At 41.3% G+C, this 18,807-nt stretch carries 18 protein-coding genes and 1 pseudogene; 14 read left to right on the forward strand and 5 right to left on the reverse strand.

The features are described from left to right. Positions 1–124: 124 nt before the first annotated feature. The gene (locus AOG26_RS18875) at positions 125–1,087 is read left to right on the forward strand and encodes an alpha/beta hydrolase (protein ID WP_054563891.1); all 963 of its coding nucleotides are present in this window, start codon (positions 125–127) and stop codon (positions 1,085–1,087) included. A 107-nt stretch (positions 1,088–1,194) separates the two neighbouring features. Here AOG26_RS18875 and AOG26_RS18880 read toward each other — a convergent pair whose 3' ends face one another. Beyond that, positions 1,195–2,109 (reverse strand): AraC family transcriptional regulator, encoded by a 915-nt coding sequence (locus AOG26_RS18880; RefSeq protein ID WP_054563892.1) that lies wholly within the window; start codon positions 2,107–2,109, stop codon positions 1,195–1,197. A 176-nt stretch (positions 2,110–2,285) separates the two neighbouring features. Between AOG26_RS18880 and AOG26_RS18885 the strand changes: the two genes are divergently transcribed. Then, positions 2,286–2,777 (forward strand): (R)-mandelonitrile lyase, encoded by a 492-nt coding sequence (locus tag AOG26_RS18885; RefSeq protein ID WP_152966990.1) that lies wholly within the window; start codon positions 2,286–2,288, stop codon positions 2,775–2,777. Positions 2,778–2,791: 14 nt separating this feature from the next. Continuing rightward, positions 2,792–3,139, forward strand: coding sequence for a cyclophilin-like fold protein (locus AOG26_RS18890; protein WP_054563910.1), 348 nt, complete (start codon positions 2,792–2,794; stop codon positions 3,137–3,139). A 69-nt stretch (positions 3,140–3,208) separates the two neighbouring features. Here AOG26_RS18890 and AOG26_RS18895 read toward each other — a convergent pair whose 3' ends face one another. The 3 genes from AOG26_RS18895 to AOG26_RS18905 form a co-directional block, all read right to left on the reverse strand. Next, a complete protein-coding gene (locus AOG26_RS18895) occupies positions 3,209–4,588 on the reverse strand; it encodes a serine hydrolase domain-containing protein (RefSeq protein WP_152966991.1) in 1,380 nt (459 codons plus the stop codon). 165 nt (positions 4,589–4,753) lie between these two features. Next, positions 4,754–5,935, reverse strand: a complete 1,182-nt coding sequence (locus AOG26_RS18900) for an NAD(P)-dependent alcohol dehydrogenase (RefSeq protein WP_054563894.1) — start codon at positions 5,933–5,935, stop codon at positions 4,754–4,756. Positions 5,936–5,946: 11 nt separating this feature from the next. Next, positions 5,947–6,369 (reverse strand): (R)-mandelonitrile lyase, encoded by a 423-nt coding sequence (locus AOG26_RS18905; protein WP_054563895.1) that lies wholly within the window; start codon positions 6,367–6,369, stop codon positions 5,947–5,949. Positions 6,370–6,557: 188 nt separating this feature from the next. On the opposite strand from AOG26_RS18905, the gene AOG26_RS18910 reads away from it, so the two are divergent. The 4 genes from AOG26_RS18910 (at position 6,558) to AOG26_RS18925 (ending at position 9,040) form a co-directional block, all read left to right on the forward strand. Beyond that, a complete protein-coding gene (locus tag AOG26_RS18910; protein WP_054563896.1) occupies positions 6,558–7,295 on the forward strand; it encodes a hypothetical protein in 738 nt (245 codons plus the stop codon). 151 nt (positions 7,296–7,446) lie between these two features. Then, the gene (locus AOG26_RS18915) at positions 7,447–7,959 is read left to right on the forward strand and encodes a hypothetical protein (protein ID WP_054563897.1); all 513 of its coding nucleotides are present in this window, start codon (positions 7,447–7,449) and stop codon (positions 7,957–7,959) included. A 36-nt stretch (positions 7,960–7,995) separates the two neighbouring features. Further along, entirely contained in the window at positions 7,996–8,181 is a 186-nt protein-coding gene (locus tag AOG26_RS18920; protein ID WP_054563898.1) for a DUF1289 domain-containing protein, read from the forward strand. A gap of 64 nt (positions 8,182–8,245) precedes the next feature. Then, complete coding sequence (locus tag AOG26_RS18925; RefSeq protein ID WP_054563899.1) at positions 8,246–9,040, forward strand: glycosyltransferase family 25 protein; 795 nt, start codon at positions 8,246–8,248, stop codon at positions 9,038–9,040. Positions 9,041–9,060: 20 nt separating this feature from the next. Here AOG26_RS18925 and AOG26_RS18930 read toward each other — a convergent pair whose 3' ends face one another. Further along, complete coding sequence (locus AOG26_RS18930; protein ID WP_054563900.1) at positions 9,061–10,842, reverse strand: M61 family metallopeptidase; 1,782 nt, start codon at positions 10,840–10,842, stop codon at positions 9,061–9,063. A gap of 202 nt (positions 10,843–11,044) precedes the next feature. Here AOG26_RS18930 and AOG26_RS18935 point away from each other — a divergent pair, with 202 nt between their 5' ends. From AOG26_RS18935 to AOG26_RS21000, 7 genes and pseudogenes are all read left to right on the forward strand, one after another. Next, positions 11,045–12,580 (forward strand): GGDEF domain-containing protein, encoded by a 1,536-nt coding sequence (locus AOG26_RS18935; protein ID WP_054563901.1) that lies wholly within the window; start codon positions 11,045–11,047, stop codon positions 12,578–12,580. A 71-nt stretch (positions 12,581–12,651) separates the two neighbouring features. Further along, positions 12,652–13,995, forward strand: coding sequence for a nucleotide 5'-monophosphate nucleosidase PpnN (gene ppnN / locus AOG26_RS18940; protein ID WP_054563902.1), 1,344 nt, complete (start codon positions 12,652–12,654; stop codon positions 13,993–13,995). Positions 13,996–14,006: 11 nt separating this feature from the next. Then, positions 14,007–14,780 (forward strand): flap endonuclease Xni, encoded by a 774-nt coding sequence (xni, locus tag AOG26_RS18945; RefSeq protein WP_054563903.1) that lies wholly within the window; start codon positions 14,007–14,009, stop codon positions 14,778–14,780. A 71-nt stretch (positions 14,781–14,851) separates the two neighbouring features. Further along, positions 14,852–15,235 carry a DUF3192 domain-containing protein gene (locus tag AOG26_RS18950; protein ID WP_054563904.1) on the forward strand — a complete coding sequence of 128 codons (384 nt, stop codon included), beginning with the start codon at positions 14,852–14,854 and terminating at the stop codon, positions 15,233–15,235. Between the two features lie 18 nt (positions 15,236–15,253). Beyond that, complete coding sequence (locus AOG26_RS18955; protein WP_152966992.1) at positions 15,254–16,939, forward strand: hypothetical protein; 1,686 nt, start codon at positions 15,254–15,256, stop codon at positions 16,937–16,939. A gap of 215 nt (positions 16,940–17,154) precedes the next feature. Further along, positions 17,155–18,162, forward strand: coding sequence for an isocitrate dehydrogenase (locus AOG26_RS18960; protein ID WP_054563906.1), 1,008 nt, complete (start codon positions 17,155–17,157; stop codon positions 18,160–18,162). A gap of 303 nt (positions 18,163–18,465) precedes the next feature. Next, positions 18,466–18,807 (forward strand): annotated as a pseudogene (locus AOG26_RS21000) (transposase); the annotation flags it as partial.

Here is an 18,807-nt window from a genome sequence, read left to right on the forward strand (position 1 = left end):
TTAGGCAATAAATCGACTGTTCTAATATAACGCCAAACTGCACAAATAACCGACAATAACCTCATCAAAGCTGCATTGTGAAAACAAATTGCAGTCCCTGTTAATCAAAAAATAGGAGAGTGTTATGACAACCTCAACTGATAATTTTTACCAAAGCGATGCTGTTAACTTTGAAAAAGTAATTTTCAAAAACCAATTACAAATGAATGTAGTCGGTAATCTTTTTACACCTAAAAATGCAGAGAAAGGTGCGAACCTTCCGGCACTTGTAATAGGTCACCCTATGGGTGCGGTAAAAGAGCAAAGTGCTACTTTATATGCAACTAAACTTGCAGAGCTAGGATTTGTAACTTTGGCAGTTGATCTTAGCTTCTGGGGCGAAAGTGACGGCGAACCACGTAATACTGTACTACCTGATTTATACGCAGAGTCATTCAGTGCCGGTGTCGATTACCTTGCTAGCCGTTCATACGTCAACAAAGAAAGCATTGGTGGTTTAGGTGTATGTGGTAGTGGTGGTTTCATCATTAGTGCCGCAAAAATTGACCCACGTATCAAAGCTGTGGCAACAGTTAGTATGTATGACATGGGTGGCGCAACGCGCAATGGTTTAGGCAACTCTATTGACCTTGATATGCGTAAAGGTATGCTTGATGAAGCTGCAGAGCAACGTAATGTTGAGTACCTAGGTGGCGAAGTGCAGTACACAGGCGGCTGCCCGCATCACATTGATGAAAGCTCACACCCAATTGCAAAAGAGTTTTATGACTTTTACCGCACTGAGCGTGGCGAATATACACCAGAGCGCTCATCAGCAGATTTAACAACACACCCAACATTAAGCAGCAATGTGCGTTTTATGAACTTTTATCCATTTAACGATATTGAGACTATTTTACCACGTCCATTACTGTTTGTTGCTGGTGAACACGCTCACTCATTTGAGTTTAGCCAACAAGCCTATGATTTAGCTGCTGAACCTAAACAATTATTGGTTGTACCAAATGCAGGTCATGTTGATTTATATGATGATGTGGGTTTAATTCCATTCACTAAAATTGCTGAATTTTTCACAGCAAGTCTTTAACTAAAACGTGTCATGGTAACGAATGGGACATAGGGATATGCCCATTCGTTTTTCATACCAATTCGCTTAATTAATTATTATTGCCCATTGGTATTATAAGTAGCCGGCTATTTAGCGGTTGCTAAAAACGCCTCAACATCTCGTTTTGGTGATAAACCAAAAAACCGAGAATACTCGCGAGAAAATTGTGAGGGGCTTTCGTAGCCAACCTTAAAAGCAGCACCTGACGCATCCATACTCTCGCCAACCATCAACCTTCTTGCTTCCATTAACCTTAAACGCTTTTGATATTGCAACGGACTCATTGAAGTTAGATCTCTAAAATGATGGTGAAAAGTCGATTTACTCATTTTCGCAAGACCCGCTAAATCCTCTACACTCAAGGGTTGATCATAGTTTTCTTTTAACCATTTAACACTACGTGCAATTCTCAGCCCTTGGCTACCTGTTGACACTATATGGCGAAGCTCCGCCCCATGCTCACTATTAAGTACACGCCAAAAAATTTCGCGCTTTATTAATGGCGCAAGCACAGGCATTGACTCAGGATCATCAACCAGCTCAACTAATCGCGTAAAAGCGTTAAGTAGCGGCTCTGTCATCTCACCTAAGGTCATTCCCTTATTGAGTGATTGCTTGTTTAATTTGTCGAGCGGTATTTGCGAAATCAGTTCACCTAACATAGCCAAATCAAGCTTTAACACTAAACCTAAATAAGGTGCGTCGTCTTTTGCTTCAAGAACTTGCATTTTTGCAGGCAAATCAATAGAGGTAATCAAATACTTGTGTGGGTCATACTTGAACACATCTTCGCCCAGGGTCATGCTTTTTGCCCCTTGTAGCACCAGTGCAATACTTGGTTCAACCACACACATTGAACAAGAGGTGGCGGCCTGAGTTTGTCGATAAAAAAACAAATCCTCAATCACGCTATCAGCGGTTTCTTGCTGGCCAATAAGCGGCGCAATCTTATCTGCTAAACCAGCGCTCATTTTAGCAACAGCATCATAATCTGAATGCATAACCAACCCAATTAAATTCAAGATACTTAACTATACGCTCGGTTATACAATATTGACCAGTGGTAAATTTGCCGCCTCGGACTAATAGGCAATAACTTGCGTGCATTGTACTTTTTAAAGGCACAGTTTTTAGCCAAAATGAAGATTCGTTCGGTTACAAACACATGGAGAAAAGTATGAAGTATATTATCGGTACCCTTATCTTAACGATGAGTGCATTTAGTCATGCAGAAAACGCCTCTTCACAACGTTTAGAATTACCGCAAATCACAGTGCAAAAAAATGGCACTCAGTACCCAATGACTGGGCTCGACAAGTATTTCACGGGCAAAGTACGCGTCGAGCCTAGTTTCCAAGCTCATGGCGAAGCGAAAGCCGCTGGTGCCATGGTAACCTTTGAGCCCGGCGCTCGCACAAACTGGCACACTCACCCTGTCGGCCAAACCTTAATTGTTACATCAGGTATGGGCTGGGTTAATCAGTGGCACGGACAACCTCAGGTTATAAAACCAGGTGACGTTGTACATATTCCTGCTAATGTTAAACATTGGCACGGTGCTACAGATAAAACAGCCATGATGCACTTAGCTATTCAAGAATCAAAAGAAGGTAAGGTTGTTGATTGGTTAGAGCCAGTAACAGATAAGCAATATTTAAAAAAGCAGTAAAGATGGTAAGTGAAATGCAAATAAAGTTCACCAGTAACGGCAAAACTATGCAAGCGACTCTAGAAAGTAACAATGCCGCTAAGCATTTTTATCAACTTCTACCACTGACTCTAAAAGTAGAAGACTTCGCCAATGCTGAGAAAATTGCCACTTTACCAGAGAAATTAAATCTACAAGGCTTACCTGCTGGCACCGATGCTAACGCAGGAGACATTACATATTACGCACCTTGGGGTAACCTTGCGCTCTTTTATAAGCAGCAAAGTTATGCAAATGGTCTGATAAAACTTGGCAAAATAACGGGCGATAGTCAGTTTTTTAAATGTTTAGGCCAAGCGGATGTCACTATAGAGCCCTTGTAGTAGATACTAACTCTCCAGTTAGCAAAGCTGCTTCTGTACGCCACAAAGCAGCTTTTTTATTGCCTGACTTTATCTGCCCAGTGCTTTTAAAACATCACGGGTAAAGTCATGTTCACTAAAGCCTTTAAGACCCGCAAGGTCGTACCCTCGCCTTACAATAACTAACTGCTCGCTCGGAATAATCACCAAATATTGACCACGGTTGCCTCGCGCTGCAATGGTATCGTTTGGTAACTCGGGAAAACGTTCGTTATAAAGCCACCACTGTGCACCGTATCCCGGTGCCGTTACAGGGGGTTGAGCTGAGGCAGGTTTACTAATATAACTTAACCAGTCTTTTGGTAATATTTGCTCACCTTGCCAGCGGCCATTATTCAGGTGTAATAGCCCCAAGCGAGCAAGATCCCGAGAAGTAGTCCACACTTGCGATGACAAAATAAAGTCACTTTGCCAATCTGACTCTAAAAACGTGTGCTGCATGCCGATTTTGTCGAGTAAGTTGTCATATGGGTAACGCAAATAGCTCGCTTCATCGTTGAACGTTTCTCGTAAGGTGCGTAGTGCTAACATAGTGTCGTTATTGGCGTATTTCCAACGGCTACCAGGCTTTACTTCTAATGCAGTATGCGTTGCAGTATCAGACACTAAACCGCCACCCATATAGACACGATCCGTACGATTGCCCGCTTTATTACTGTCTAAACCTGATGCCATGTGGAGTAAGTTTTCAAGAGTAATTTCGCCACGTGGGTCAAGCGGGTGAGACCAGCTTTCAAGCCCCGCAGGCTTAGTAACATCAAGTCGTTTTTGTGCTACCGCCACACCAATGATGCTCGCGCCAATACTTTTTGCAACAGACCAAGTACGCTGGGCAGTTTCAGGGGTAAAACCTGCTTTATATTGCTCTGCTAGAATCGCCTCAGGGCTTGCTATTAAAATTGCTGAAGTTCGTGCGCCTTCACCATAATGACGAGTAAAAGCCTGTGCAATAACCTCATCAAGCGCCTTATTGCCCGTCGCATTATTAACACCATTTAGCGTTTGCCAAGGCTTACCATCATCCTTTTGGTGGGCTAAGTTTTCTTTAAACGGTGCTTGCACGAGTGTTGCAGCTTTAAGGCTTGCCCCTACGGGTAAATCAACACAGCCTAAACGAGGCCGCCACACCGATATACGTTGCTTATCTTTATCGTAATCAACAATGACTCGTTTATGCTCAGTATCAATGTTCGCTTTTAGTGTTTTTACAGTATCTGCAATTAAAGGATAAATACCGGTAAGTTCATCAATATCGATTTGATCTTTGCTTTTGCCAGCGTTAAACGTGGCACTACAGGTAAAATTGGCGACGTACCCAGCGGCATAAGCGTTCAAGGTTGTATCTATTTCTTCGCTACAAACGAAAAAGCTGGAGCACAACAACGTACTTAGGAAGGTTATTTTTTTCATTATTACTCCTTGGGGGCCAAAGAGTTTAAGTTAGCAAAAGAAAAAAATAATGATATGTTTTTACGGCAGTATTCGCTCTTTAAGCGATAAATCACCGAATAAAAAAGGAACAACAAAAAACGCCATACTGGGTATGGCGTTTGGCTTACTCAATCTAAAAATTATTTAAAATGTTGAGGCATCAATTACATAACGATAGCGCGCTTTTTTCTCCACCACGCTTTGCCATGCATTATTGATTTCAGAGGCTTTGATTAACTGGGTTGCTGGCAGAATATTATTCTTAGCGCAGTAATCAACAACTTCTTGCGTTTCTTGCATATCACCAATTAACGAAGCATTAAAGTTTACGCGGCTTGCAGCCAATGCTAATGCATTCATATTTAATGAAAACTCTTCTGGCATGCCCACTTGGGTGTACGTGCCGAATGGTTTTACTAATGAAGCATATTTAGCAATATCATATTTCACTGGCAAGGTATTAATTAAATAATCAAGCTGCGACTTATGCTCGTTGTAAGCGTCTTCACCGTCAACAACAACCACTTTAGCGCCAAAGGCTTTAATATCGGCTACTTTATCTTTAGAGCTAGTGAACGCATAGACATCAGCACCTTGTGACACAGCCAATTTAACAGCTAAGTGCCCAAGCCCACCAATACCAACAACACCTACTTTATCGCCTTTTTTCAAGTTAAATTTAAGCAACGGAGAATACGTTGTAATGCCGGCACATAATAAAGGAGCAGCATGCTCTAAACTAATGTTTTCAGGAATATGCACTGCAAAATGATCGCGAACAACAATGTTATTCGAGTAACCACCTTGTGTGATACCTGTCGGTGAGCGCTCATCAGGGTAGCCATAAGTGAATTTTGTTTCTGGGCAATATTGCTCGCCTTGATCTTTACAGCTATTACAGTCAAGACAGCTATCAACCATACAGCCTACACCAGCACGGTCGCCCACTTTAAACTTAGTCACATTCTTACCGACTGCTGTTACGATACCTGCAATTTCATGACCTGGTACTTGAGGGTATTGCTGTGCGCCCCAATGCCCTTTCATCTGATGAATATCTGAGTGGCAAATACTGGCGAATTTAATTTCGATTAAAATATCGTTATCGCCTACTGGGCGTCTTTCGAATTCCCATGGTTTTAGTAAGCCTGAATTATCAAAAGCCGCATAGCCACGAGATTTTATATTGCCATTTGCAAGCTGCTCAGATGATGCTGCAAATGAAGGCGCCGCAAAGCCACCTAATAACAGGCCTGCACCCAAAGCTGAACTCGTTTTAATAAAATTACGACGTGATAAGTCTTGCGTTTCATGTTTGTCACACATCTCAATGTACCTTATGCTAAATAATCTTCATCTGACACAGCTTCGAACCAGTCAACAGGTTTACCATCGAGTGCTTCTTGAACTGCTACATGCTTCATTGCACTATCAGCAGTCGCACCATGCCAGTGCCTCTTTCCGCAGTTACACCAAATTAAATCACCTGGATTGATGACTGTTTTCTCACCACCCTCGCACTGTGTCCAACCTTGACCTTCTGTAACTAATAAAACTTGGCCGAGTGGATGAGAATGCCAATTTGTACGAGCTCCTTTTGAAAACTCCACCACAGCAACACCAACGCGAGCAGGTGCTGGTGCATTAAATAAAGTACTGATTTGCACTTTACCTGTGAAACATTCTGCTGGCCCTGCGATTGGATCTTGAGAACCTGACTTAATTACTTGCATATCGCTTGTTTGCGCTGAATCACTCATATGTTTCTCCTTGGGTTGCTTAGGTTTTGGTCTACTATTTCAGTCTAAAGCATCGCGAAAAACCATAAATGCCTGAAGCTCGCGCTTTCTTGCCTATTTGTGTAAAAAAGTTTTTAAAGCCTTTAAACCTTTTTTATCAGCACTTGCGACTAAGCTAATAACACCACACATATAAAAAGGGAAGAACCATGTTAAGTACAGTAAAAACACTCTCACTAATTGCCGCAGGCTTATTATCAGCACAAACATTTGCTTGGGGTGATATGCCACTACAAGAAACTAAAAACTTAACGCTAGATGCAGCCTCATTAAGCGCTTTAAAAGTAGAAGCGGGTTCTGGCTTTTTACACATTACCGGTAGTGACAGTGATGAAGTAACCGTTAAAGCCGAGATTTATCAAGAAAAGCCTCATGATGAATACTGCTTAAACCTTGAAGCCAAAGGCAATAACGCAGCACTTAGTGCAGGCCAGTGCGATTACCATACCAATAAGCAAACTCGCATTGATTTAACCGTTGCTATCCCTCGCTCATTTAATGTAAATGTGCACGATGGCTCTGGTGAAATTATCATTAGCAAAGTTGCGAATACTGTGATCAACGATGGTTCAGGTTCAATTACCGCAAATGACATTACAGGCACATTAGAAATCAATGATGGTTCGGGTAGCTTAGATGCACGTAATATCAGCCGTGATATTAAAATTCATGACGGCTCAGGTAATATTGATGTTGCCAACGCACAGGGCAATATTGAGGTACACGATGGCTCTGGTGGTATCGAGTTAAATGATATTTCGGGTGATGTTGTCGTTTCAGATGGCTCAGGCAGCATTCGCGTTGATACTGCAGCAAACTTTGAGTTACTAAGTGATGGCTCTGGCTCAGTAAAAGTAACCAACATTGCAGGCAAAACCAAGATGTAAGCCGACGCTTCACCGTTATTAGCAACTAAAATGCCTTCCTTTGCGAAGGCATTTTAAATTGTAATCACCAATCTTTATTAGCATTTTTACAAGGGCTTAGGTATCCTTTAGGAAACGTTTAAGGAACTGCTATTTAAAAGGATAGCCTGATATGAAAATGCCACTCGCCGCCTTACTAACTGGCCTTGTTTTAACTGGTTGTACAGGACTGACAACTGAACAACAAGCGGCCATTGATAACCTAACCCCTTGCGAGAAAATCAACGCCCTATTAGGTGCTTACGACAACCGCTTTGAAGGCTTAAAACGTAGCCGTGTAAATACTAAATACATGGAAACATGGACAGCGAAATACAACCTTATTGCCGATAACTGTCAAATCACGGCGCTTGATAAAGACAATGTTACCTACCGCTGTGTAGGCAACTACGAGCAACAGCAACAAGCTGTCGCTGATCACACCCGTGCGGTTAATTTTACCCAAGCTTGTTTAGCGGGTAATAATTGGCATCAAACACAAAAAGAGTCAGCTGAATCGTTACGCACCACGTTTGTGCTTGACGAAAACAACCCTGTTATCTCAATTCATTCGGGTAAAACCCTATCACGCAAACAGCCTTGGTCTACCACTCTTGAAATTGGTAAGCCAATTGAAGGTAAGTAATACACTCATGAAGGCTACATTAGCCTTCACATCACTATGACAAAATCAAAAAAACCAACCAGCCAATTTAAAACAGATTGCATCGGTCAATGTCATCGCCTAAAAGGCTATTGCACTGGCTGTGGTCGCAGTAATGATGAAATTTTTGATTGGATCATTTTATCCGAACAAGAAAAGCAAGCGATTTTAAATACTCCTCGCCCTGACATAAAAGCGAAATAGTTCTGACACCCAAGCGTCATTAAAGCTTGTTAGCCTGATTCAAACTGACCATCAGGTAACGATAATGACCGCTATTTTTGTAATTAACTTAGCAAGCTCTACTGAACGATTAAACCGTGTTAGCCATGAGCTAAATGCACAAGATTTGGCATTTGAACGCCTTGATGCAATTGATGGTAGAGAGCTGTCTGATACAGAGATAACCAAGCACTATAGTGCTGATTTAAACCTAAAAAAATACCATAAGCCCTTGAGTAAAGGTGAAATTGGCTGTTACCTGAGTCACAGAAAAGCATGGCAAACCATTGTCGATAGGCAATTAGATTACGCCATTATTTTAGAAGATGACTTTGTTCTCGACCGCTCTATTCACAGTGCAATTGAAAACATTAGTACATTAAAACAGCCTTGGCAGCTAATAAAATTGGCCGCTTATAAAGACCGAAGTCGGGAAATTGCCTTTACAAAACACCTTGCTGATGAGCAACACTTAGTCATTCATAAAAAGCTTATGTCTGGCTGCTGTGCAACTGCTGTTAGTTTTGAAGGTGCAAAAGCGCTGTTAAAAGCCACAGCCACATTTGGCCGCCCCGTTGACTGCGATTTACAACATGTGTGGGAAACCGGTGTTTATGGATACTCTTTGCTGCCCTACCCAGTGTCACAACCCGATAATTCACAAAGCGATATTCGGGATAGATCAACCAAAGTTAAAAAGTCGTTTTGGCGACGTAAAAAACAGCAACTTCATAGTGCACTACTAAACACAAAGTACACAAAGCAGTTTGTAAAAGCGCAGCTAGTACCAAACAAAAAGAAAGGAGCCGCAGCTCCTCTCTTACCAATAAAAAATCATTAACGATTTATTTAGCTTGCCTATTATTTTGCCTGGTTTGGGTGGTCAACACCCATCCACGCTTTAAACAATGCCATTTGAGCTGGGGTTGCATCTTTTAATGCTTTGACCTTTTTCTCTTTATCAAAGTCTTCGCTAAGTGTTAGCGTTGTGCTTTGTAATGCATCGCGTCGAATGAAATCAACAGTCACTGTGTCGCCTGCTTTAAACGTTTCGAGGCTGGCTGTTAGGTCTTTACCGACATGCTTTTTGTTAAACGCCACGATTTTGTCATCAGTCGTTAAGCCCGCTTGCCATGCAGCGCCACCACGGCGAACATGAGTTAGGGTTAATAACTCACCGCTGTTTTTTGCAAACGAATCAATACTAGGTACTGATTTTGCGCCTTCAGGGCGAATTAAACCTAAGCCTACTTTTGCAAGTAGCTCATCAAAGTCGATAGCAGCTGGCTCATCCACATTCGCTTGCCACCAAGCGCTATAATCACGACCTGTAAGCTCTTTTAAAATTGCTTTAACATCATCTGGCGTAAAACCATCAGGTAAACGATGCTTGTTATAAAGCGCGCGGTGAACGTCGCGGTAACTGATTTTGCCATCGCTTTTTTCTAGCAAATCAATATCAAGCGCCATTGAGATCAATGCACCTTCTAAATAGATATTGGTGCTGTAGTTACGAGCATGATCGCCGCCTTGGTTGATCCACTTATCAAAGCTTGTTTCAGTTGCGCTTTGTACTTCGCGACCCGGTGTTTGTAAGTGACGATTAACGGTTTTCGTTAACGTACCGAAAAACTCATCGGTTGTTTCAATGCCAGCGCGCACCATTAAGTGATCTTCAAAGTAGCTGGTTGAGCCCTCTGCAATCCATAATGTTTTCGCGTAGTTAATATTGGTGTAGTCATACGGCGCAATACCTTTAGGGCGGTATGCTTTTACGTTCCAAGTATGAATAAATTCGTGAGCTGCGGTGCTGATAAACGCAAGGTAATCTTTACGAGAACCAAAACGGTCACGTGGGCGCTGGATAATTGTTGAGTTTAAATGCTCTGTTGCACCGCCTGCACCTGACGTAGCATGTACCATAAACACATAACGCTCATACGGGTAGTTATCCCAAATTACGTTGCCCGTTGTCACTAGCTTTTTAAGGTCAGTTAGCATTTGATCTACATCGTAGTTGCCTTCACCCCAAATAACGAGCTCATATTCACGGCCACCAACAGTGAACTTGTGTAGCTCATTGATACCCGTTTCGATTGGTGAATCAACTAAAATATCGTAATCAGCGGCCTTAAAGCTGTGTTTAGAACCCGCATTTTCCATACCCGATACTGAGCGCCATTCTTTTGGTACATTTAGCTCAACTTTAACTGGGTCTTGGCGGAATGATTCGCTGAACATGAAAAAGCCAGATGCATCAATGAAGGCATGGCTATCATCAATATGACGAGCACGTTTACCCAGCTCATTAGCGTAAACTTGGTAATCTACATTGACTTGAGTAGGTTCGTTTAGGTGAACACGCCAGGTGCTGTGGTCAATTTTTTCCCACTTTAAAGCCTTACCATCATCATCTTTTGCTTCGAAAAAGCGCACGCCATTGGCAAGATTTAAAATTTCGTAACGGCCAGTACGCCAAGCTGGAAGTTTAATATCTAAATGTGCTTGTGCAGTTTGCGGAAACTCAACACTAACATTACCTAAATGGTGCTCAGGCTGAGTGATAGACAGTGAGTAGTTCACATCTGCGAACGCACTACTAGAACAGGCCGCCAGAATAGACATTGCCAAAAACTTTTTCATAACAACTCTTTTTATTACTATCAAAATTGCGAAATAGCCTAACAATTGCGAGAAAAAATGTGAATTAAAAACCGATAAACAGCCATTGCAACAAGTTTGATAGACAAAATAGCTAAGTTTTTGACTTGGAACCTACATTTCGTATTAATTTGTTGTAAACTTAGCTAATAGAAATTTGAATTTTTGATGGCGGTATTACTAGGTGCAGCAACAGCATGATGTTCTTAATAAAAAGTTAAAGCAAGCGATCGACGCTCGAACTGTGGTCGAAGATGCGCGCAAACATCAAGTTGAAGTTCTTTCTCAGTTTGCAGCGAAATTATCGCTAAGCTGTAAAGGACTAGACATTGAACTAGACAATCGTTTAGCGAAATTTAGAAATGCCCTTAAAAAAGGGGTTAAATTCGAATTACTCACCCCCTTTATCGATGATGTGCTTGGCCTGTTAAAACAACAAGAAACTAAGCAAATGGCACTGCAACGTGAGCTAAATGAAAGCGTCACTGACGCTGGCAAGCAGCTGCAAAAAGTACGAGGCTTGCCTGAAGATGCTCGTCGCTCGCTACGTTATTTACTCGATCACGAATTAAATAATATTCAGTCTAATCATGACTTTGTGCCACTACTTTCAAAGCTGATTTTAATTTATCATCAAGCCTTACAAGCCAAGCTTGCAACAACAAATACAGCTGAGGCGCAAATAAGACCAGAGCTTGCCACACAGCTGCTTTCTCTTGCCAATGACTTAGTGCTCGAAGATGAAAGTGCCGAGCAAATTAAAACTATCAAAAGTAAAATAACCCAAAATGATAGTGTTGACGATCTGCTTGATTCTGCACTGAATATTATCAGCATCGTTACGCGCAATATGAGCAAAGAGCGCCAATCAGCGCAAAGCTTTTTGATCTCATTAAATCAAACAATCGAAGATTTACATCATTCAATTGTTTCTACTAGTAAGCATTCAGAATCTCTGAGCGCTGAATACGACACGCTTAACAAGCAAATCGAAAGCAAAATTAAAAACCTGCATACGCAAACACAGCAAGCGACGTCTATTTCTTCGCTTAAAGAGCTTGTAGAAGAAGAATTAAAATCATTAAGTGATGATTTAATCGCAAAAGAAAAGCTAGAACAAACAGAACGCGAAAACTTACTCGCTAGCTTTAACGATATTAATAGCCGCATTAGTCATTTAGAAACCAAGCTTTCGACCTATAAGCAGCGCCTAAATGAGCAGCGCTTTAAAAGCTTACTCGATGGCCTAACTAAGTTGCCAAACCGTGCAGCGTTTGATGAACGCTTTAATCATGAATTTAACTTATTTAATGTCCAAGAATCAGACATTACCTTTGTAGTGATTGATGTAGACCACTTTAAATCAATCAATGACCAATATGGCCACAGTGCCGGTGATAAAACACTGCAAGTAATTGCTAAAGCATTACAAAAATCAATTCGTAAATCAGACTTTATAGCCCGTTACGGCGGCGAAGAGTTTGTGTTACTAATGAGTGGAATGTCGATTGAAAATGCCGCTGTGCCACTTGAAAAATTGCGCAAAACAATTCAAGGCATTCCGTTTAAATTTAAAAATAAGCAAGTAGAAATCACCATTTCTCTTGGTGCAACCCAGTTGAAAAAAGGTGATACCCCGCTGATTGCCTTTGACCGTGCAGATGAAGCACTATACAAAGCCAAGAACGAGGGACGAAATAGAGTTTGCATTAGCAAATAAAGGCCTCATCTAGTATGTGAGGTCTTTGACACACAATGATAAAGGCTCATAGACGAGCCGGGAGAGTGCTTATGTTAAAACAACTGAATCCTACAGGTGTACTGGATTTACTATCGCAACTAGAAGTTGATCTACTCGAACAATCATCCACCAGCGAGCGCTATAAATTATTTAGGAACTGTGTGCTCGCGGTTCTCAATGTGGGCAGCCACACCGATTCAAGCTTAGAAATTTATAATAAATACGAAGACTTTGATATTCGCTTATTAAGCCGCGAACGCGGGATTAAGATCGAACTTGAAAATCCACCCGAATCCGCCTTTGTTGACGGCGAAATTATTACCGGTATTCATGAACATATCTTTTCGGTTATTCGCGATATTCTGTTTATTTGTCAAAAATACGAAAAAGATTTAACAGAGCAAAAAGCCATTACTCATATGGTATTCGATATGCTGCGAAACGCAGGCGCACTGAGAGTAAATAGTGACCCAAGCATGATAGTTTGTTGGGGCGGCCACTCTATTAACGAAGTGGAATACAAATACACCAAACAAGTTGGCTATGAGCTTGGCCTTCGTGGCTTAAACATTTGTACCGGCTGTGGCCCTGGTGCAATGAAAGGTCCGATGAAAGGCGCAACCATTGGCCATGCCAAGCAACGTATTACGAATAATCGTTACTTAGGTTTAACCGAGCCAAGTATTATTGCCGCTGAGCCACCTAACCCGATTGTAAATGAGCTGGTGATTTTGCCTGATATCGAAAAGCGTTTAGAGGCTTTTATTCGTACAGCTCATGGCATTATTATCTTCCCAGGTGGGGCGGGTACCGCAGAAGAGCTGTTATACCTTTTAGGTATTTTGCTACACCCAGATAACGAAAAACAATGTTTACCAGTGATCCTTACTGGCCCTAAAGAAAGTGAAAACTACTTTATTGAGCTGTGTAAATTCGTTGAGAAAACTCTCGGTAAAGCGGCGCTAGATAAGTTTGAAGTGATCATCGATGATCCAGAGCGAGTTGGTAAAACGCTTAAAGCGAAGATGGCTGAAGTACGCGAATACCGTAAAAGCCAAGGCGATGCTTACTACTTTAACTGGACATTAAAAATCGATAATGATTTCCAACAGCCGTTTGCACCAACTCATGCTAATATGTCGAGCTTAGATTTACATTTAGATCAACCAACTCAGCAACTCGCAGCTAATTTACGCCGTGCGTTTTCAGGCATTGTAGCTGGTAATGTTAAAGACGAAGGCTTACAAGCCATCAAACAACATGGCCGATTTGTGCTAAGTGGTGAACCTGCGCTTATGGCTGATATGGACAAACTACTGGCAGCATTTGTTGAGCAAGGCCGAATGAAATTGCCTGGCAGTAAGTACATTCCTTGCTATGAGATCAAAGCTTAACAGGAGCCTATGTGACAACCCAATTACTTTTAATAGATGCGCTAAATCTTATTAGGCGCATCTATGCTGTTGATAGTAATCAGAGTCATCACAGTGAAGAACATATGATAAAAGCAAGCTGTGCCCGAGTGGCACATGCTTGCAAAAAGTTACGCCAGCAAACGAATGCAACTCACGCGATTGCCGTGTTTGATGGTGAAAGAAGTTGGCGTTATCACTACTTTGAGGCCTACAAAAGCACTCGTTCACCAATGCCTGACACCCTCAAGCAAAACTTATCACGCTTTAAACAAGCAATTGAAGACACTGGCATTGTGGTGTTTTCACCTGATAATGATGAAGCCGACGATATAATTGCTACTCTTGCTTACAAGGCCGCAACTAATAATGTGCCTTCTACCATCGTTTCTACTGATAAAGGGTTTTTGCCGTTTTTATCTGAGCAAATTGCAATTTTTGATTACTTTAAAAAACAGTATATTGAGCTTGAAGATATCAAGCAGCGCTTTGATGTACCAAAGCATCGACTTGCTGATTTTTGGGCTTTAGCAGGTGATAAAACTAATGATATTCCGGGCGTTAAAGGGATAGGTAATAAGTCGGCGCAGCAATTAATAAACGATTATGAGTCGATAGAAGCGGCCATGAACGATGATGAGCTAAACCCGACTCTTAAACGTAAGCTGAGTTCAGAAATGGACATGTTCGTAATATCAAAAAACCTTGTTATGCTGCGTACCGATATTAACTTAGGCTTTAGTTTAAAGCAGTTAAGGCTCAATTAGTCGCAATCTCGTAGCACAGTTTGCCAACTGAGCGTATACTGAAAATTCGCGTTAGTTTTATAGAGTTACACATGTTTAAAAAGGTTTTCCAATATCTGGTACTTGGGTTAGGTGTTTATGCACTGATAGCAACCCTAGTGATCACTTTTTATAAAGATGATCCGCAAGCCATGATCTGGCAAGACCGTGAAGCTTTTAATAAACGCTATATCGCAAAACTATCGATTGATAAGCCTGAAAACCTGAATGCGGTGCTTGATTATTTAGGTAGCCCCGATCTAACCTATGCAAAACGAGTCGAAGACAATGTTTGGCAGATTATTTTTTACCGCACTCAGCATGTTAAATCTGATGGCATAACCACCATCGATGAATGCACAGGCCTACTATTTAAAAATGGTCAGCTGGTATTATGGGGGCCAAGTGCCTATGAAAGCTATCAACAAGAAACCTAACCGCTTATGATGGAAAACGTGACGCCACGGGAATTGGCACGCTTATTTGATAGTACACACCAGCTACTTAAGCTTTATCATCAAAAGCAAAAATGGTCACAAATTTTCCCTTTATTAAGTAACCTAGCTGAGCGTTATTACCTGCTGTATCAAGCCTGCCCAAAAGGTATGCAAGCACAACTAAGCTTGTATGTACCGAACCATGGTTACACCACAAACTTAGTTGTAAACCAATGTGTTGTAGCCTGCATTTTGTGCCGCAGCCTTAACTACAACCAAGCCATTAGCGAACAAATAATTAGCTGCTGTTTAGCCAATTACCTCTGCGTGCAATCACAAAGTAATAAGTTAGCGGCAGGACAGACCCTGACGGCTCAAGATAAAAAGCTTTGGCAGTGTCGCCATCAATTAGCAGCAAAATTACTAAAAGACTCAGGCCCACATACGCTTTCTATTCAGCATTTATTAGCGCGTTTAAATAAATATAAGCAAGCACTTTTAAGCGCGCCGAAAATTATGATTTACGATGGCGCAACAACCTTAGTTGCTTTGGCTAATATTATTGCCATGAATACGACTTACCGCGAGTCGGGTGGTCACATTAGTGTGCACAAAGCCTTAGCTGATATATATTTACGCACCCCTAATGAATTTGCCCAAAATGCTATAAAAGCACTGATTGCGCATATTGGCCCTTACATTCCGGCCAGTGAAGTAAAGTATGCCGAACAAATACTTATTTATTTAGCCACAGATGAACACGGCCGCCATATTTTGGTTGATGCCAGCCGCCCTGAAAAAATTCGCTGGCATCGCTTTAAAGCGAGCTTAACTATTTTTGACAAACAAAGACATTGTAAAGACACTCGTTTGCTGTACACAGTTTGGTTTAGTGAAAACATTAACTTTGCTGAGTCACAGCCAATAAATCAGCAGCGAAGGCAGCACTATTTAGAGCTAATTAGTTCTTTAAAAGTATCGCAAGAATATAGCTACCGTGGCTTAAATAAACTTTTAAGTCCCTACCCTGAATTGATAACCCAGCTTACTGTTGCCTCTAAACCCTATAATAAAGAGCAGCAAAGAGCTAAAGACTTGCGCCATTGTTTATCTATGGTCGGATACGATAACGCCCCTGCGATTATCCAAAAAGTATTATTTCAACGCTTGGTTGCAACCACCTCTCACCCGCTTTTTCAGCATATCTCTAAGCGCCTTGAGAATATGGTACGCATTATTCAGGCGCTATTTAAGCACACCGATTCTATTCAATTTGAGCAAGTTACTTTGCCCTTATATGCCTATGTTTTATACCTTTGCGAACATCAAGCAACCAGTATTTCTCGTAAAACTGTATTTGAGCAGGCCGAAGAACAGGTAATAAGCCCACCACTTGCCTGTTTGTTTGGCGTTAGTCACTTAAACCAAGAGCCACTAACGGCGTATTTAAATCAACTGATTGGCGATAACAGTTGGACACAGCATTTACTTGGTAGTGAGCAACATAAAAAACAAACTCTCGATATCAATGAAAAACATTGGGTCGCGATTAAGCTATTTACTTATTATGTTTTTCAACCCAAAGCGTTATTTAGTAGTTGGCAAGAACAGATTATTTTCGACAGCTTATCGGCTGCTGGTTGGCAATCAAAAGCAGATTTTTATGCATATCTGAAAAACTGTGAATTTGCAGACAATTTTTAGATTGTGTTGTTAAAAAGTGCGAAAACGTTAAATAAATATGAACTTTAGTCTGTTTATAGTCAGTATTCACAGGATAAACTGGCAAAAAGCTGAATAAATTGCTATAAAAGCCGCTTAAATTTTCAAACACATCCACGTAAACCCTCTAACAAGTAAATCGCATGCTATTTCGCGATAAGTTTACGTGTTTATCTACTCATAAATAGGAAAAGTAAATGGCTAAACAAACCATCACAGTGATCAAAGGCGACGGCATTGGTCCTAGCATTATTGATTCAGCACTTGAGATCCTTAAAGCTGCAGGTTGCGATTTTGATTATGAATTCGTTGATGCTGGCCTTGCTGCCCTAGAAAAAACTGGTGAGTTACTTCCGCAAGAAACAATCGACACAATCGCGCGTAACAAGATCACTTTAAAAGGTCCATTAACGACTCCGGTTGGTGAAGGTTTCACTTCAATCAACGTAACTTTACGTAAAAAGTTTGGCCTTTACGCTAACGTTCGTCCTGTAAAATCATTCGCAGGTACACAAGCTCGTTACGACGACATCGATATCATCACTATTCGTGAAAATACACAAGGCATGTACTCAGGTCTTGGCCAAGTGGTTTCTGAAGATGGTAACGAAGCAGAAGCAATGTCAAAAATCACCCGTGAAGGTGCAGAAAAAATCGTTACTTTTGCATACGAACTAGCGGTACGTGAAGGCCGTAAAAAAGTGACGGCTGTACACAAAGCTAACATCCTTAAATCAACATCTGGTTTATTCTTAAAAGTTGCACGTGAAGTAGCTGAGCGTTACCCACAAATCGAATCAACAGAAATGATTGTTGATGCAACTTGTATGAAACTAGTTATGACTCCTGATGAGTTTGATGTAATCGTTACTACAAACTTATTCGGTGACATCCTATCTGACCTATGTGCTGGTCTTGTTGGTGGTTTAGGTATGGCTCCTGGCGCAAACATCAGTGAAGATGCAGCAATCTTCGAAGCTGTACACGGTAGCGCACCAGACATCGCTGGTAAAAACCTTGCAAACCCAACTTCAGTGATCTTAGCATCTATCCAAATGCTAGAGCACCTAGGTATGGGCGACACTGCAGAGCGCATCCGCAGCGCAGTTGCTGATGTTATCAAATCAGGCGACCGTACAACTCGCGACCTAGGTGGCAGCCACGGTACTACAGACTTCACTCAAGCTGTAATTGAGCGTCTATAAAAAAACATTTGTTTAAGGCTTATGACAAGCTAATAACCCTTAAACACCTCCTTACCAAAAGCCAGTCTACGACTGGCTTTTTTATTCTCTCTACTTAATTGAATACTTAAATGGACATCCACTTTTATTTTTTAGCTTATTTGGACATCCACTTTTATCTTTTTAGTAAAACCTCAACATAAAACTAGACACCCACTTTAACCACTACACTTCCACAAGACTAACTAGACATCCAACTTAAAATTTCTCACTTCTCAAAATTATGGCTAAACTTGTATTGTTCAACTCAAGGAGGAGAAGAGCATGGCAACCCCGCGTAGAAACTTAATTAGCGTTTCAAACACACCTTACTATCACTGCATTTCACGCTGCGTTCGTCGCGCTTATTTGTGTGGACAAGACCCACTTACGGGTCGTTCATATGAACATAGGCGGGGTTGGGTTGAAAAGAAACTACTTCAACTTGGCAGGATATTTTGTATTGATATTTGCGCCTATGCTGTAATGAGTAATCACACTCATCTGGTTCTTCACATTGATATAGCAAAAGCTAAGCGTCTAAATAATAAAGCGATTCTTATTAGATGGCACAAATTATTCAAAAGTACATTCCTTTGCCAACGGTTCTTAAATGGCGAATTACTA

It is taken from the genome of Pseudoalteromonas sp. UCD-33C (assembly GCF_001306895.1).
GTDB lineage: Bacteria > Pseudomonadota > Gammaproteobacteria > Enterobacterales > Alteromonadaceae > Pseudoalteromonas.

Bases quoted from the DNA above. Each gene is read 5' to 3' on its own strand.
- AOG26_RS18875 (WP_054563891.1), top strand. From the start codon at position 125: ATGACAACCTCAACTGATAATTTTTACCAAAGCGATGCTGTTAACTTT.
- AOG26_RS18880 (WP_054563892.1), bottom strand. From the start codon at position 2,109: ATGCATTCAGATTATGATGCTGTTGCTAAAATGAGCGCTGGTTTAGCA.
- AOG26_RS18885 (WP_152966990.1), top strand. From the start codon at position 2,286: ATGAAGTATATTATCGGTACCCTTATCTTAACGATGAGTGCATTTAGT.
- AOG26_RS18890 (WP_054563910.1), top strand. From the start codon at position 2,792: ATGCAAATAAAGTTCACCAGTAACGGCAAAACTATGCAAGCGACTCTA.
- AOG26_RS18895 (WP_152966991.1), bottom strand. From the start codon at position 4,588: ATGAAAAAAATAACCTTCCTAAGTACGTTGTTGTGCTCCAGCTTTTTC.
- AOG26_RS18900 (WP_054563894.1), bottom strand. From the start codon at position 5,935: ATGTGTGACAAACATGAAACGCAAGACTTATCACGTCGTAATTTTATT.
- AOG26_RS18905 (WP_054563895.1), bottom strand. From the start codon at position 6,369: ATGAGTGATTCAGCGCAAACAAGCGATATGCAAGTAATTAAGTCAGGT.
- AOG26_RS18910 (WP_054563896.1), top strand. From the start codon at position 6,558: ATGTTAAGTACAGTAAAAACACTCTCACTAATTGCCGCAGGCTTATTA.
- AOG26_RS18915 (WP_054563897.1), top strand. From the start codon at position 7,447: ATGAAAATGCCACTCGCCGCCTTACTAACTGGCCTTGTTTTAACTGGT.
- AOG26_RS18920 (WP_054563898.1), top strand. From the start codon at position 7,996: ATGACAAAATCAAAAAAACCAACCAGCCAATTTAAAACAGATTGCATC.
- AOG26_RS18925 (WP_054563899.1), top strand. From the start codon at position 8,246: ATGACCGCTATTTTTGTAATTAACTTAGCAAGCTCTACTGAACGATTA.
- AOG26_RS18930 (WP_054563900.1), bottom strand. From the start codon at position 10,842: ATGAAAAAGTTTTTGGCAATGTCTATTCTGGCGGCCTGTTCTAGTAGT.
- ppnN (WP_054563902.1), top strand. From the start codon at position 12,652: ATGTTAAAACAACTGAATCCTACAGGTGTACTGGATTTACTATCGCAA.
- AOG26_RS18950 (WP_054563904.1), top strand. From the start codon at position 14,852: ATGTTTAAAAAGGTTTTCCAATATCTGGTACTTGGGTTAGGTGTTTAT.
- AOG26_RS18960 (WP_054563906.1), top strand. From the start codon at position 17,155: ATGGCTAAACAAACCATCACAGTGATCAAAGGCGACGGCATTGGTCCT.